Origin of the sequence: Paenibacillus sp. EZ-K15 (assembly GCF_002573715.1) — a bacterium.
Taxonomy (GTDB): Bacteria; Bacillota; Bacilli; order Paenibacillales; family Paenibacillaceae; genus Paenibacillus_AQ.
On record NZ_PDHM01000010.1, the window covers coordinates 127,951 to 142,460 of the forward strand.

15 protein-coding genes are annotated in these 14,510 nt (G+C 47.7%); 12 read left to right on the plus strand and 3 right to left on the minus strand.

The window, feature by feature from the left end:
- The first annotated feature begins 13 nt into the window (after positions 1-13).
- From CRG97_RS07570 to CRG97_RS07605, 8 genes are all read left to right on the plus strand, one after another.
- Positions 14-283: a hypothetical protein gene (locus CRG97_RS07570; protein WP_098742489.1), complete on the plus strand. Its 270-nt coding sequence runs from the start codon at positions 14-16 to the stop codon at positions 281-283.
- A gap of 1 nt (position 284) precedes the next feature.
- On the plus strand, positions 285-1,487 hold the full coding sequence (locus tag CRG97_RS07575; RefSeq protein ID WP_098742490.1) for a glycosyltransferase: 1,203 nt from the start codon (positions 285-287) through the stop codon (positions 1,485-1,487).
- Between the two features lie 22 nt (positions 1,488-1,509).
- On the plus strand, positions 1,510-2,538 hold the full coding sequence (locus tag CRG97_RS07580) for a glycosyltransferase family protein (RefSeq protein WP_098742491.1): 1,029 nt from the start codon (positions 1,510-1,512) through the stop codon (positions 2,536-2,538).
- Between the two features lie 27 nt (positions 2,539-2,565).
- Complete coding sequence (locus tag CRG97_RS07585) at positions 2,566-3,699, plus strand: DegT/DnrJ/EryC1/StrS family aminotransferase (protein WP_098742492.1); 1,134 nt, start codon at positions 2,566-2,568, stop codon at positions 3,697-3,699.
- Complete coding sequence (locus tag CRG97_RS07590) at positions 3,696-4,871, plus strand: ATP-grasp domain-containing protein (protein WP_098742493.1); 1,176 nt, start codon at positions 3,696-3,698, stop codon at positions 4,869-4,871. The genes CRG97_RS07585 and CRG97_RS07590 overlap by 4 nt, the downstream gene beginning before the upstream one ends.
- Positions 4,872-5,038: 167 nt before the next feature.
- The gene (gene rfbC / locus CRG97_RS07595) at positions 5,039-5,596 is read left to right on the plus strand and encodes a dTDP-4-dehydrorhamnose 3,5-epimerase (RefSeq protein ID WP_098742494.1); all 558 of its coding nucleotides are present in this window, start codon (positions 5,039-5,041) and stop codon (positions 5,594-5,596) included.
- 6 nt (positions 5,597-5,602) lie between these two features.
- Complete coding sequence (gene rfbB / locus CRG97_RS07600; RefSeq protein ID WP_098742495.1) at positions 5,603-6,589, plus strand: dTDP-glucose 4,6-dehydratase; 987 nt, start codon at positions 5,603-5,605, stop codon at positions 6,587-6,589.
- 217 nt (positions 6,590-6,806) lie between these two features.
- Positions 6,807-7,910, plus strand: a complete 1,104-nt coding sequence (locus tag CRG97_RS07605) for a YhcN/YlaJ family sporulation lipoprotein (RefSeq protein ID WP_098742496.1) — start codon at positions 6,807-6,809, stop codon at positions 7,908-7,910.
- An 81-nt stretch (positions 7,911-7,991) separates the two neighbouring features.
- On the opposite strand, the gene nagA is transcribed toward CRG97_RS07605, so the two are convergent.
- Genes nagA through CRG97_RS07620 form a run of 3 tightly spaced genes read right to left on the minus strand, consistent with a single transcriptional unit; the run spans position 7,992 to position 10,783 of the window.
- Positions 7,992-9,179 (minus strand): N-acetylglucosamine-6-phosphate deacetylase, encoded by a 1,188-nt coding sequence (gene nagA / locus CRG97_RS07610; protein ID WP_098742497.1) that lies wholly within the window; start codon positions 9,177-9,179, stop codon positions 7,992-7,994.
- On the minus strand, positions 9,176-9,904 hold the full coding sequence (gene nagB / locus CRG97_RS07615) for a glucosamine-6-phosphate deaminase (RefSeq protein WP_098742498.1): 729 nt from the start codon (positions 9,902-9,904) through the stop codon (positions 9,176-9,178). The genes nagA and nagB overlap by 4 nt, the downstream gene beginning before the upstream one ends.
- Before the next feature lie 3 nt (positions 9,905-9,907).
- Positions 9,908-10,783, minus strand: a complete 876-nt coding sequence (locus CRG97_RS07620) for a MurR/RpiR family transcriptional regulator (RefSeq protein WP_098742499.1) — start codon at positions 10,781-10,783, stop codon at positions 9,908-9,910.
- Positions 10,784-11,073: 290 nt separating this feature from the next.
- Between CRG97_RS07620 and CRG97_RS07625 the strand changes: the two genes are divergently transcribed.
- The 4 genes from CRG97_RS07625 (at position 11,074) to CRG97_RS07640 (ending at position 14,430) form a co-directional block, all read left to right on the plus strand.
- The gene (locus CRG97_RS07625) at positions 11,074-11,298 is read left to right on the plus strand and encodes a helix-turn-helix domain-containing protein (protein WP_006208732.1); all 225 of its coding nucleotides are present in this window, start codon (positions 11,074-11,076) and stop codon (positions 11,296-11,298) included.
- A 271-nt stretch (positions 11,299-11,569) separates the two neighbouring features.
- Positions 11,570-11,842, plus strand: coding sequence for a hypothetical protein (locus CRG97_RS07630; protein ID WP_076323074.1), 273 nt, complete (start codon positions 11,570-11,572; stop codon positions 11,840-11,842).
- 36 nt (positions 11,843-11,878) lie between these two features.
- The gene (locus CRG97_RS07635) at positions 11,879-13,648 is read left to right on the plus strand and encodes a cache domain-containing sensor histidine kinase (RefSeq protein ID WP_098742500.1); all 1,770 of its coding nucleotides are present in this window, start codon (positions 11,879-11,881) and stop codon (positions 13,646-13,648) included.
- Entirely contained in the window at positions 13,645-14,430 is a 786-nt protein-coding gene (locus CRG97_RS07640; RefSeq protein ID WP_098742501.1) for a response regulator transcription factor, read from the plus strand. The genes CRG97_RS07635 and CRG97_RS07640 overlap by 4 nt, the downstream gene beginning before the upstream one ends.
- The last annotated feature ends 80 nt before the right edge of the window (positions 14,431-14,510 follow it).

Here is a 14,510-nt window from a genome sequence, read left to right on the forward strand (position 1 = left end):
GAGGGTGAGATGGATGAGAGCACGGAGAAAAAATAGCGGTGTATCGCTGCGATTGAAAAGAAAAGGTATCCGTGGAAAAGGCTTAAGAGGTAAGGGGATAAATAGAGCTTCTGGAGGAAAGAGAAGGAGGGGGCCGGGAAGAATAGCTCCGGTTCAAAATGCAGTCGACTATAATCAATCCTATGATGCGGGGTTTGATAAAGCGTATAATGAAGGATTTAACGTTGGTTATGCGGAGGGTATGGAGGCCGGTCATCAAGAAGCTTATAAAGGAGAAGGATAAGATGGCTTTAAGAAAAAAAACAAGGCCTCGAAAGCGAGCTGGAAAAGGAAAACGCCCACCTGTTCGTCTTAGCGCATATCAAATAGGGAGTATTGATGGTTTTCAGCGAGGAAAAGAGGAAGGTTTTGCACAAGGGCGTGCGGAAGCCCAGAAAAGGTCTCATAACGCTGTGGCCGTTATCGAGTCGGAGCTGCCAAAGATGGATGTTCTTGTTATCGCGGCAGGCCTTATACCTTCGCTTGAAATCGGTGTTATTCAGCCCCTTAGTGCACTGAATAAACAAGAGAATCTGCAATTCGATGTGAAATTGGAAACCGATGTGACCCATGAAATGATTGCTGCCGCAAACACGATCGTATTTGTTCGTAATGTTGAGCCAGCCGCCTATGCATTATTGGAGTTGGCCCATCAGCTGAAAAAAAGAACTGTATATGTTATTGATGATAATTTCTTGGAGATTCAGCCGACGACTTCGGTAGGGGAATATTATAACGATCCGATCCGAAGAGAGACGTTTATTAAGTTTTTGAAAAATACGCAAATCATTAAGGTAGATGCACCTGATCTCGGCACCTACATTCATGAGCGGTACAACAGACATGTCATTTATTTCCCTGCCAGTATCGACTTTGAGTGGCTGGATCAGCACAACAGGAGAGATAAGAGTCAGGAGCAAGTTGTCATCGGTTATGCAGGAGGGGACAAAGAGGAAGATTTTGTTCCCGTCATTTCCGCTCTGAACAAAATTCTGGATTACTACGGGGGATTTGTGAGACTGGAATTTTACGGCTACCTTCCTCCTTCACTGGCGGATCATCCGAGCGTTAAATATGAAGGTGGGGGGATGGAATACAAGGAATTTATGAAGAAGCTAATTCAAAGCAACTGGAACATCGGAATTGCGCCTCTCGCCAACAATTCATTTAACAAGGGGAAAACGAACACAAAATTTCGTGAATACGGTGCCTGCGGAATTCCGGGTATATACTCGAAGTCTCCTGTTTATATGCATTGGGTCGAGCAGGGCGAAACAGGCTACCTGGTTGAGCATAACGAGGAGCATTGGTATGAGGGAATCAAGGCCATGATAGAAGATCCAGCGATGCGGCAGCGAATCAAGGAGAATGCGCAAAGTGCAGCTAGGCAGCATTTTGCACTTCAGACATGCATCGATAATTGGAAGAAATTTATATTCAAAACGTAAAATCGAGGGAGAGAGCGGGAAAATGGGGAAAAGAGGGGATATAAACGTTCTCATCATCGGATCGGATAAAATCGCTTCCTATAAAATCGGCATTGAGCAGCCGCTTCGCCATCTGCAGAAGATGGGAGTCTGCGAATTTGACGTCAGATCCGATAATGAGATGGACAGATCAAGGCTGGCTGAAGCGGATATCGTGCTCTTCTTCCGAACGGTTCAGCCTGAAGCATATAAGTTTCTGGAGATGGCCCGGGAGATGGGGAAAAAAACGGTGTACGTGATCGATGACCATTTTATCGCAATGTCCCCGGGATCGGATATGGGAAGATATTACCATGATTCTTCACGAAGAAAGACGTATGTTAAATTTCTGAAAAACGCTCAAATCGTAAAGGTAGCTTCCGATTTTTTTGCCAAACATCTTGATACGCATTTCGGTCCCCAAAAAATTGTGTATTTTCCGGGAAGTGTTGATTTCGCTGCTATCTCCGGGTTGAAAAAGAACCGCAAGGAAGAAGGTAAAGTTGTAATCGGGTATGAAGGCGGAAAAAAACAAGCGGCTTTTGAACCGGTTACCAGTGCATTGATTAAAATCATTGGGAAATACGGGGATAAAATCAAAATGGAGTTCTGCGGGTATGTTCCTGATGAACTCAGAGAGAAGCCACAGGTCTTTACGGAAACCTATGATGAGAACTATAAAAACTTTCTAAAGCGTCTCTATCGGTCAAATTGGGATATCGGGCTAGCGCCGTTGGAACGAACGCTGCTGCATGACTGCAAAAGCAACAATAAATTTCGTGAATATTCCGCCTGTAGAATTCCGGGCATTTATACTTCCTCTCCAGCTTACGAAGAATGGGTAACCGGGAAGGAAAACGGTCTGATTGTTTCCAGTACTAGCGATGATTGGTATGAAGCTATGGTCCAATTGATAGAGCAACCGGAACTGCGGCAGAGCATTAGTGAACATGCCGAACAAGTAGCATGGGCGAATTTTTCAGTGGAAGCTTGCGCCGAACGATGGCGCTCACAAATTCTAATGTCGGAATAACGAGGGATAACGAAAGGGGAGTTTCACTTGGACCATAAGCTGATACCTGTTCTTCAACCGAGTATAGGTCAAGAGGAAATTGACGCTGTGTCGGATGTTTTACGGTCCGGATGGCTTGGTCTTGGCCCCAAAACGGAACAGTTTGAGCAAGAATTCGCCAAGTACGTCGGCAGTCGTTTTGCGGTTGCGCTTAACTCCGGTACGGCTGCGCTCCATCTGGCCATGGACATTTTGGGGATTGGGCCCGGTGACGAGGTAATCGTTCCTTCCATCACGTTCATATCCACTGTCCATGCCGTTAGTTATGTGGGAGCAACGCCGGTTTTTGCGGATATTGAACCCGATACGATGAACATTTCTCCGGCAGATATCGAACGGAAGATTACGGATAAAACGAAGGCAATTATCGTCGTTCACATGGGTGGGCATCCCTGCGACATGGATACGATCCATGAGTTGGCGAATTCCAGAGGCATCAAGGTAGTGGAAGATGCTGCGCATGCGTGCGGCGCGGAATATAAAGGTAAAAAGATTGGCTCCATCAGCGATATCACCTGCTTCAGTTTTCACGCAGTCAAAAATTTGACGAGTGGTGAAGGCGGGGCGATCACCTGCAATACAGAGTGGATGAATCGTAAGCTGCGTGAGAAGAGGTGGGTTGGTATTTCCCGGGATACGTGGATACGATCGTCGCATGAAAAGGTGTATGCATGGCAGTATTTCGTTGATGACGTAGGGTATAAATATCATATGAATGATATGCAGGCTGCAATCGGGCTCGTTCAGTTAAAAAAGCTGCACCAATTGAACGGAAGACGTAAAGAAATAGCGGCTCACTACCAATCCGAATTAAATGACTTGGAATGGCTGGAACTTCCTCAGGAACAAATGTATGCTCATAGCTCCTGGCATTTGTTCCAAGTTAAATTCAGCAAAGAAAACTCGAGAGATCGCATGATTGGCCACTTGCAGGAACACAATATCGCGACGGGAGTTCATTATTATCCGTGCCACCTGCATCCTAGCTACCTGCATTTAAAAGCCATCGTGCCGATCTCTTCTGAGATCTGGAAAAGAATTCTGACCCTTCCTATTCATCCTAATATTACGGAAGAGGATATGGATCGGATCATAACCCGTATAAGGGAGTTTAAGCCATGAGAAAACTGTTGGTTCTAGGTGCAGGAATCTCTCAGCTTCCATTAATCGAAACCGCGAAAAGAATGGGGTTATACGTCATTGTTGTGAGCCGCTATGGAAACTACCCGGGATTTGCCCAGGCTGACAAGGTTTATTATGAGGATACAACCCATATGGATAAGGTAGTTGAAATCGCCCGTCTTGAAGGAATTCATGGAATATGTACAACGGGCACGGACGTAGCCGTCAAGTCGGTTGGCAAAGTAGTGGATGAATTGGGAGTTAGCGGATTGAGTTTTGAATCCGCTCAACTCTCTTCAAATAAATGGAAGATGAAACAGGCTTTTATGAAACATGGCGTAAGAACAGCCAGGTTTCTAAAGGTCAAAACTTTAGAGGAAGCTTACAGCGCTTTCGAAGTATTATCGCCACCTCTCATCTTTAAAGCTGTGGACGGTGGAGCAAGTAAAGGTATTGTAAAGGTAGCGGATATCGCCCATGTGGACTACGCATACGAAACGGTGAGAAAGGATACGCAACTGGATTTTTTTATTGTTGAAGAGTTTATTGAAGGAACCGAGTTTGGTGCACAGGCATTTGTTTATGATAACCAGATTCAGTTCATTATGCCGCACGGAGATTTTGTCTTTTATGGAGATACTGGAGTTCCCATCGGTCATTATGTTCCTTACGATTTACCTGATGAAGTGCAGCAGGATCTGTTATCCCAGTTAAAACAGAGTATCGAAGCGTTACAATTAAATAATTGCGCAATTAATGCTGATTTTATTTTGAAAGACGGGCATGTGTATGTTCTTGAAATCGGAGGCAGAGCGGGAGCAACATGCTTACCCGAACTGGTGTCTACTTTCTACGGATTCGATTATTATGAGCAGATGATCAAAGCTGCTCTTCATATGAACCCGAGTTTTCCTGCTCATGCTTCACAGCCATGCGCGTGTGAACTTCTGATATCCGACAAAGACGGGGATATTACTGGAATTGTGAATGGAAATGATAAGCATGAGAATATTATTCAGATATCCTTTGATTACCATCTAGGAGAAAAGGTAAATAAATTCAGGGTTGGCACAGACCGAATCGGCCAGATTATCGTAAAAGGGAATCGTTTGGAAGAAGTATTGAGTCTGCTGGAAGAAGTTAAGGAAAAAATAAGAATCGAACTAGGTTAGATCCTATAATCACTGTAAAATCTCGATCTGTAATTACGATCGGGATTTTTGCATTGGTGAGAGTGCTGCCTATATCCTAACTTGGGATTAGACATATAAATAATTAGGGGGTGGCAGACCGACGTTGGCGGTAAACCTTTCTCTAATACATGTACCGGAGGCAGCAGATGAAAATCACGGATACAAAGCTCAAAGGTGTGAAGCAGATTGAACCGGCAGTGCATCAAGACCATCGAGGATTTTTTATGGAAAGTTTTAATGATCGAATCCTTCAAGATTACGGCATTAATGAAAGTTTTATTCAGGACAATCACTCGATGTCACGCGAAGCGGGTGTTATTAGAGGCCTTCATTATCAGCTGTCTCCCAAGGGACAGACGAAATTGATCCGCGTTGTTAGTGGAGCGATCTATGACGTGGTTGTTGATATTCGGCTGGGTTCTCCTACCTATGGACTATGGCAAAGTTTCATTTTGTCTGAAACAAATTATCATCAACTCCTCGTTCCCAAAGGATTCGCCCATGGTTTTTGTACCCTTGTTCCGGATACTGAAATCATCTACAAGGTCGACGCCTATTATTCGCCAGAGCATGATCGAGGTATTGCCTGGAACGATCCGGATCTTAATATCGATTGGCCTGTAAACAAACCTGTTCTTTCTGACAAAGATTCGAAGCATCCTCTATTGGCTTCGGCGGAAAATAACTTTAAATATGAAGGGTGAGGTAGCATGAAGATTGTCGTCACAGGCGGGGCGGGATTTATAGGTAGCAACTTTATTCGATATATGCTGTCTCAACATCCGCATGACGAATTTATTAATGTGGATTTATTAACTTATGCCGGAAATTCAGGAAATCTAATGGAAGTGCAGACGAATCCTCAATATCGCTTTGTGAAAGCGGATATAAGAGACAAGGCGGCAGTAGAACCACTCTTCAAAGAGGGTATTGATGCGGTAGTAAATTTTGCAGCTGAGTCTCATGTCGATCGCAGCATTTTGCAGCCTGATTTATTTGTCATGACGAATGTGATTGGAACTCAGACGCTCCTCGATCTGTCCAGGCAATATGGTGTCAGCAAGTTTGTCCAGGTTTCTACGGATGAAGTCTACGGGACGCTTGGAGCCACTGGATTATTTACCGAAGAATCACCAGTTCAGCCCAACAGCCCTTATTCCGCAAGCAAAGCGGGCGCCGATTTGCTCGTACGGGCTTATTATGAGACGTTCGGCTTGCCAATCAATATTACTCGCTGTTCAAACAATTACGGCCCATATCAGTTTCCGGAAAAATTAATACCTCTTATCATCTACAATGCTGTGCATAACAAACCCCTTCCGGTGTATGGCGACGGTTTGAACGTACGCGATTGGCTGTACGTAGAGGATCATTGCCGGGCAATCGATCTGGTTTTGCGCCGCGGCGTTGATGGAGAAATATATAATATTGGAGGACATAACGAAAGGAGTAATTTGCAGGTCATCCGAACGATCCTGACTGAGCTGAACAAACCTGAATCATTGATCCAGCACATCGAAGATCGCCCGGGACATGATCGTCGTTATGCGATTAATGCTGATAAGATAAGGAAGGAGCTTGGTTGGACTCCCCAATATAATTACGAGAGCGGAATTCGCGCGACGATTCGATGGTATCAGGACAATATAGCTTGGCTTGAACAAGTTCTAACACCGCTAGGAGAGCAAGGTGATTAAAGGGCTTGCCCTAATTTGTTTTCGTTTAGCTGAATAAGACCAAGAATTTATAATGGAATGAAACGCCGATGCTGAATGCTTTAATCGGCGTTTTTTGGCGCATAAAAGGTCTAGTTAGCATTTATCTTCCATGTTAAAACCTTTCAGCATACCACTTCTGCCGCAAGGTCATCCTATACGATGTTACTACACTCATTATAGAGATGGAGGATGAATCATGATTAAATCCAAGGCCCTCAACCTGACCGTCTCCACGGCATTGCTGCTCAGTATGGCTGCAGTAGCAGGATGCGGTAACGCCAATGACGGCAACACGACACGTACGAACAATGTGGACGGTGGCCGTATCGGTGTGAATTCCGTACGGAACAACCAGAATGTCCGCAGCACGCAGCAGCATGACCTGACCAACCTGAAATACAGCAAGACGCTGTCAAAAAAAGTGTCAGATATCAGTGGCGTGGGTCCTGCACATGTATTCGTGACGAATCACACTGCGTATGTTTCGCTGTCCAAAGATGGTAATAACACCAACAACATCAACGGTCATGTGACGGGCATGAGCACTGGAGCAAATCGTGGCACTGACCGTACGTTGACGGGCACGAACACAACGAATGTTAGAAATCGTACCTTCGGTACTTCGAGCACAGGCAGCGTGGGTCTTCTAAACAACATGGCTAGAGGTACAGAACGTGTCGTGGGAAAAACCACACGTGCTGTAGAGAACACAACAGGCCTAGGCCGTAATGCCGATAACCGTGGCTTTGGTGTAAACGGAACGACAACCAATGGCGGATTTGGCGGCAGCAATTATAATACGTTGAACGGTACACGCACGAATGGACTGATGGGTACTAACGGCACACGCACCAATGGACTTATGGGTACTAACGGCACACGTACCAATAACCTTAACGGAACCGACGGTACGACAAATAACACTTATATGGGAACAGGCATCAATGGCGTTCCTTATGGCACTTACAACAATAATAACATGGGTATGATGAGCACTCGTGAAGAGGTTCCTCAGCATGTTCGTCATGAAGTAACGAGCAAGATTCGCAAAACCGCTCCACATATCAGTCAAGTATATGTTTCCACAGATGAGGGATTTTATCAGCATGCCAATCGTTTTGGAACAGATGGTCATGCAGCGAACACGGTTGGAACGCTTTCACGCGATTTCGGCACATGGATTAACCGCGTGTTCCCGCTGAATGTAGGCGGTCGTGACGGCATGAACGACACCCGCGGCAACTTGATGAAGAATGATACGGATGACGGTTGGTTTGGCGGTAATCGGAACAGCCGGTAAAACCTCTATATCAAAAGGAGCTACCCTTTAGGGATGAAATTATCCCTAAAAAGGCAGCTCCTTTGCTTTGTTTGCTATAGATTAATGTTTGCGTTGTCCTTGAATCCAAACGCCTTGAAGCTCTAGATCACTTGAAAGGATTAGTACGTCGGCAAGCTTGCCGGCTTCAAGAGAGCCTGTAAGATCAGCGATGCCGATTTTTGCGGCGGGATTCAGACTTCCGACGCGGGAAGCCTGTTCTATGCTCAATCCAACCTCTCGGACCAACAGCTGAAAGCCTTTGATCATCGTCAGCGTACTGCCAGCCAGACTGTCTCTGTTGCTCTTGAGCGTGGCGATGCCGTTCTCCACAACGACCGGCAGGTCACCCAGCGTATATTCGCCGTCAGCCATACCGGTAGCGGACATCGCATCGGTAATCAGAATCAGATTTCCGTCCTGCTTCATGCGGGCTAGAATCCGAATGGCAGCGGGGTGAACATGGATACCATCAGCAATAATCTCGCAGCTTAAGCGATCATCACTCAGCATTGCGCCCACCACGCCAGGCTTGCGGTGATGCAATCCTGTCATCGCATTAAACGTATGCACGCCATGGCTAAGACCTGCTTCCACGGCGGCTTCGACTTCCTCATAGGTGGCATCCGTATGCCCCAGAGCGGCTACGATCCCGTGGTTGTTCAGCCAAGAGATGGCCTCTAGCGCTCCTTCACGCTCCGGTGCAAGCGTCACCTGGCGAACCAGGTCAGGGTAAGTGGATACCCACTCTTCCAGCCAATCGATATTAGCATGGACGATATGCTCCGGATTTTGTGCGCCAGGCCATTTTGGACTGATAAAAGGGCCTTCCAGATGTACGCCTACCAGTCTTGTGTAAGGCATATCTTGGCTCTGGTAGTCGTTAACTTCTTGCAATACATGGTCGATGGCTGCCTTAGGGGCCGTCATCGTGGTAGCAAGCATGGCCGTAGTGCCCTGAGAGCTGTGAAACGACGTGATTTTATCCAGGACATCCTTGGTGGCATCCATGAAATCTTCACCGTTACCCCCGTGTACGTGGATATCAATAAAACCGGGAATAATGTAGCCATCCGGTTGATTGATCACTTCCGTTGCTGCCTGCTTCAGATCAGCAGGGAGTCCGGAAGCATCACCGGCGTATGAAATGCTCTCTCCTTGAATGGCCAGCACGCCGTCTTTGCAGATGCCGTTTGGCGTCAGGACTTGACCATACAGCAGTTGGACAGATTCTTTTCGTTCGCCACTCATACTAGCAGTCTCCCTGCGCCTTGATCCAGAAGGACAACCACGTTCGGATGACATTGAAGCAGCGATGCCGGACACTCTGTGGTAATCGGTCCTTTCAATGCGCGGTGAACAATTTCCGCTTTATCCTCACCGCGGACGAGGAGAAGGATTTGACGGGCTTTCAGGATCGTAGCAACACCCATCGTAATTGCATGGGTTGGCACATCATCCAGGGTAGGGAAGAACCTTGCGTTGGCGTTACGTGTTTTCTCCTGCAGCTCAACCACATGCGTACCGCCGCTTAAGGATTCGCCAGGTTCGTTGAAACCGATATGTCCGTTATGTCCAAGGCCTAGAAGCTGGAGATCAACCGGGCCGAATTCTTCCAGCATTTTATCGTAATTCAAGCATTCTTCTTCCGGATTGGTGGCATTGCCGTTCGGTACATGGGTCCGTTCGATCTGGATGTCCACATGATTAAAGAACTTCTTATTCATGAAGGTGCGGTAGCTCTCCGGATGATTCTCGGGAAGGCCTACATATTCATCCAAATTATATGTTGTGGTTTGGGCGAAGCTGACCAGTCCTTGACGATTCATTTCAATCAGCTTGTTATAGAGCCCGACCGGCGTGCTTCCTGTAGCCAGTCCCAGTGTGGCGCGCGGATTGGTGTGGAGCAGGCTGGAGATCTGGTTAGCGGCTGTTTGTACAAATTGTTCTTCATCGCTGAATGTGTAAATATTCATTGGTTATTGTCCTCCTCGGCTTTTGCGATAGTTTTGAACATTAAGATATGATTGCTCCAGACGGGGAACATACGTAGAGAAGTCCCGACTGGCCATACCCATGAACAGGATGTCAATAATGTGAAGCTGGGCGATACGCGAAGCCATGTCTCCCCGGCGCATTCCTTCCTCTAATGAAGATGAATACAGTGTGATGTCTGCCAGAGCGGAGATGGCACTGCTTCGGTACGACGTGATGCTGACCGTGAAGGCGCCGGCGTCTTTGGCACAATTCAACGCATCGATGGTTTCTGGCGTTTCGCCGGAGTATGAAACAGCCACGGCAACATCGCTTGAAGTCAGTGTGGAGGCTGATGTGATCTGCATATGCGAATCTGCAAAAGCCGTGCAGTTTTTGCCGATCCGGATCAGCTTCTGGTAGAAGTCCTGTGCCACAATGGAAGAGGTAGCCACTCCGTACAGATCAATGCGCTTCGCGCGGCATAGGGCATCCACGGCACGCTCCAGCTGACCCAAATCGAGCAGCTCTGTCGTATCCCGGATCGAAGTCAGATGATTGGATTCAATCGCCTCGACGATGCCGGCAAGCGGGTTGCCAGCAACGATATCCTGGTAGCGCGTATTTCCCGTGCGCGAAGCCATCTCGGCATGAGCGATCTCGGCGGCAAGCTTGAGCTTAAAATCAGGATACCCCTTACACTGAAAGTTCTTACAAAAACGGGTTACAGTGGCAGCGCTGACCTCACACTGCTCTGCAAGATCTTTAATGCCCATATGCACAATCTCGGATGGAGCTGTCAAAATAAACTCTGCGAGTCGTCGTTCCTGACGGGGCAGACCTTCCTTTTCGACAGAAATAATATGCAAGATTGGTGTCATCAAAAGCCTCCTTCAAGGTTCCCGGTGAGCTTATTGCCTGGGCATAACGAATGGGATTTTCATTTTGAAAATAATTTTTAAAAACATGAAAAAATAAAGAAAATAATTTTTACACCCTCATCATAGACCAACCTACGAGAGGAAGCAAGGACAAAAATCGCCAATACGGGCCAATCGCCCAAATTGTTGGCCTCTTTCGCACCTTCCCCCCTGATCTGACATAAGATGAGTTGACTGTATCCCTTACCCTTGTTAGACCACACATACCCGGGCAAGGAGGGGTGACACCATTGAAGGGGACCGACCATAACAGCAAGTTCTTGTTAACCCATCGTGAACGCGAAGTATTTGAATTGCTAGTACAGGATAAAACGACTCGCGATATCGCCGGGCAGTTGTTTATTAGCGAAAAGACGGTGCGTAACCACATCTCCAATGTCATGCAGAAGTTAAACGTCAAGGGCCGTTCGCAAGCTGTCGTTGAGTTGATAAAACTCGGTGAGTTGAAGATCTGACACCATGCCGGTTGCATGAACGAAAGCACAGCGAAAGCCTTCCTTCCCGTAGCAACGGGAGTGAGAAGGCTTTTTTGTGTTTTCAAGGAAAATTTATTCTGTGATTGGAAATGGGCAGGAACCGCCATGACAAATAGAGATATGTTAAAATGTTCGCAGTTGGTATTAGATGTAGCGACGTCGTTTATACGTGATCATGGGGTGCGAATTTGCTAATCGTTTGGTAGCTATTTTGTACAAATAGCCTGTACATGTCGGAGGTGAAATAAACATGGGATGGATGATCGGGATGATGGCCGGAGTGGTTCTTGTTCTTCTAGTATTTGTAGGGTTCAGGCGCAAGAAAAGCAGCGGAAGTGAGCGTAATGTCATTCATTTGAAAACAAAAACGCGAACCCGCAGCGGACAGGATGGACAAGCGTGCAGTAAATGCCGCCGCAAGCGCCAATTAATCTTTTACGCGGATGACTCCGGCGCTGTAAGAGGGCTGTGCACCGATTGCAAAAGAGAGCTTGAACGGCATCAGGAATTATATCCCCTATAGTGAATAACAGTTCCCAATCGAAAGGGAGTGCAGAACTTGAACAGGTTTGGCAGGCTGAATACACTGCGGAATCAAATTTTCCTTGGATTTATGCTGGTGATGGTTATCGTATTGGCATTGGTCGGGGTGTTTGTATATGATCAGGTTTCGGCCTTGCTGCGCAACAGTGCGGAGAAGCATATTCAGCAGACGGCCGTGCAGGCCACGGGTAAGCTGGATGCGCTGCTCAAGCAGGTGGATACATTGACGGCTCAAGTCTCGACGAACGCAACGGTTCAGCGTTTTCTGGCGCAGGAGACTGCGGGTAAGTCGATTACATTCGGAGAACGGCAGTCCCTTCAACAGGAGGTTCGTAAATATGAAGCCTATGCTACGGGCATCCGGTCGCTGGAATTATATACGAAGGACTATCGGCGGCTGTTTCCGCTGGATGAAGGCAGACTGACCAGCCGGGTTAGGGGCGATTGGATTGCTCAAGCAGACCAGGGCATGGGGAAGCTGGTATGGTTCGGTCAGGATTCCCGGGATCCGGATGTGGTGGTAGCGGTACGGAGAATCCGTCTGATTGACCATTCCTTTGCCCACGGCGGGTACTTGCTCGTGAAGCTGGAGAAGGACTATTTTGCGCTGGCGGATTCGGCTGGCGGCACGGGCAGCGATTCGCGTGAAACAATGGGATTGTTTGATCAGGCTGGGAATGAAATCTCGTCGGATTTTGTTACCCCGGTGGATGCGAAGGAGGTTTTGCACCGCGAAGGGGAGACGGTTACACTCGGTCATGAAAATTACATTGCCGTACAGAAACAGTCTGAGGCCACGGGTTGGAACTTGGTCATCTTGACACCTGTCGATTATACGACTGAGGGGATATCGGTGCTGCGAACCGCGATTATCGTATCCGGGGGCGTTGGTGCGCTGCTGTTTCTGATTTTAAGCTTTATTCTGACCACGATGATCATCCGGCCGATTTTGAATCTGATCAAAGCCATGCGCGGCGTGAGGCTGGGGACGCTGAGACCCATTGCTGTCACCTCGAAGACGATGGAGATCAACGAGCTTAACAATTCGTATAACCAGATGGTAGATTCGCTGAACGAATTAATCGAGGTTGTATATCAGAAGGAGATTATTCAGAGCCGGACAGAACTTAAAGCGCTGCAGGCGCAGATCAATCCGCACTTTCTTTTTAACACATTGGAAGCGTTTTACTGGGCGCTGGATGATCAAGGCGAAGAAGAGCTGGCCCAAATCGTCGTTGCAATGTCCGGCTTATTCCGTTATGTCATTAACCGCAAAGATGAGGATGAGTGGGTATCGGTCAGGGACGAGCTGGATCATGCCGAACGTTATTTGATGATTATGAAAATGCGGATGCTGGACCGGTTATCCTGGAAAATCGAGGCGGATGAAGCTAGCAAAAGCGTGCCGATTCCGAAGCTGCTGATTCAGCCGATCGTGGAAAATGCGATCCTGCACGGGGTTGAGCAGCGATTGGGGCCAGGCACCGTCATTGTGCGGGCGAATGCCTCCGATCGCCCTGGATTTACGATCATTTCGGTTACCGACGATGGCCCCGGAATGGACGATGAGACGGTGGCCTCTCTTTATTCCTCCATGGAAAAAGGATACGCGGAATCTTCTAAAAAAAGCGGTGTCGGCATTGCCAATGTAGAGCAACGAATCCGGTTGTATTACGCTTCCGGGCAAGCCGGCCTGCGTATTCACAGCGTGGTGGGTCAGGGAACGACGGTTTCATTTCAAATTCCGAATGATGTTCAGGCTAACGATGGAGGGGGAGAAGCATGAAAACGATACTGATCGTGGATGATGAACCGAGAACGAGGGAAGGGGTAAGAAAGACCCTGGAGGCATGGTCGTCTGGCCGCTGCAGAATCGTGACGGCATCAAGCGGCGTAGAGGCGCTGGAGCGGCTGCAGGGACAGGTGGCTCATCTGGTGGTGACGGACATCCGCATGCCGGAAATCGGGGGACTCGAGCTCATAGAGAGATTGCATGAATTAGAGCATCCGCCGGTCATTATTGTCATATCCGGTTATTCGGAATTCGACTATGCACGTAAAGCGCTGCAATACGGCGTCGTGGATTACCTCCTGAAACCGCTGGATAAGCGGAAGCTGGTAACTGCGGTCGAATCGGCCCTGGAACGCCGGGAAAAAATAGATCGGATTGAGCGGATGGAGAAGCTGGTGGATCCCAAACTGCTGGAGGCGTCCCAGCAGGATAGGCGCTACAGCATCCAGGTACAGGAAGCGCTGAAGTACGTGGATCAGCATCTTCAGGAGTCGGTATCGCTTAAGGAAGTGGCAGAAGTGCTTCATCTGAATTCCAGTTATTTCAGCGTATTATTCAAAGAGCAGACGGGGCTCACCTTCAGCGAATATCTGACGCGCCGCAGGGTGCAGCGGGCCAAGGAACTGCTGGCGGGCACAACGCTGCCTGTCGCGGAAATTGCAGAGAAGGTAGGATACCAAACAGCAAAATATTTTGTGAAGGTGTTCCGTGACCTTGAGGAAGTAAGCCCGAGTCAATACCGCCATAGCGTATCCGATAGCGGGGCGGAAATCTAATAAAAGTGGAATTAGTCCCAATCATTATGACCTTATACAATCATCCCCTCACTGATAAAATTTGATTAAAGCGGTTTCAA

Coding starts and splice junctions, on each gene's coding strand:
- nagA (WP_098742497.1), bottom strand. CDS start 9,179: ATGAGTGGCGAACGAAAAGAATCTGTCCAACTGCTGTATGGTCAAGTC.
- CRG97_RS07570 (WP_098742489.1), top strand. CDS start 14: ATGAGAGCACGGAGAAAAAATAGCGGTGTATCGCTGCGATTGAAAAGA.
- CRG97_RS07580 (WP_098742491.1), top strand. CDS start 1,510: ATGGGGAAAAGAGGGGATATAAACGTTCTCATCATCGGATCGGATAAA.
- CRG97_RS07640 (WP_098742501.1), top strand. CDS start 13,645: ATGAAAACGATACTGATCGTGGATGATGAACCGAGAACGAGGGAAGGG.
- nagB (WP_098742498.1), bottom strand. CDS start 9,904: ATGAATATTTACACATTCAGCGATGAAGAACAATTTGTACAAACAGCC.
- rfbC (WP_098742494.1), top strand. CDS start 5,039: ATGAAAATCACGGATACAAAGCTCAAAGGTGTGAAGCAGATTGAACCG.
- CRG97_RS07575 (WP_098742490.1), top strand. CDS start 285: ATGGCTTTAAGAAAAAAAACAAGGCCTCGAAAGCGAGCTGGAAAAGGA.
- rfbB (WP_098742495.1), top strand. CDS start 5,603: ATGAAGATTGTCGTCACAGGCGGGGCGGGATTTATAGGTAGCAACTTT.
- CRG97_RS07605 (WP_098742496.1), top strand. CDS start 6,807: ATGATTAAATCCAAGGCCCTCAACCTGACCGTCTCCACGGCATTGCTG.
- CRG97_RS07620 (WP_098742499.1), bottom strand. CDS start 10,783: ATGACACCAATCTTGCATATTATTTCTGTCGAAAAGGAAGGTCTGCCC.
- CRG97_RS07630 (WP_076323074.1), top strand. CDS start 11,570: ATGGGATGGATGATCGGGATGATGGCCGGAGTGGTTCTTGTTCTTCTA.
- CRG97_RS07590 (WP_098742493.1), top strand. CDS start 3,696: ATGAGAAAACTGTTGGTTCTAGGTGCAGGAATCTCTCAGCTTCCATTA.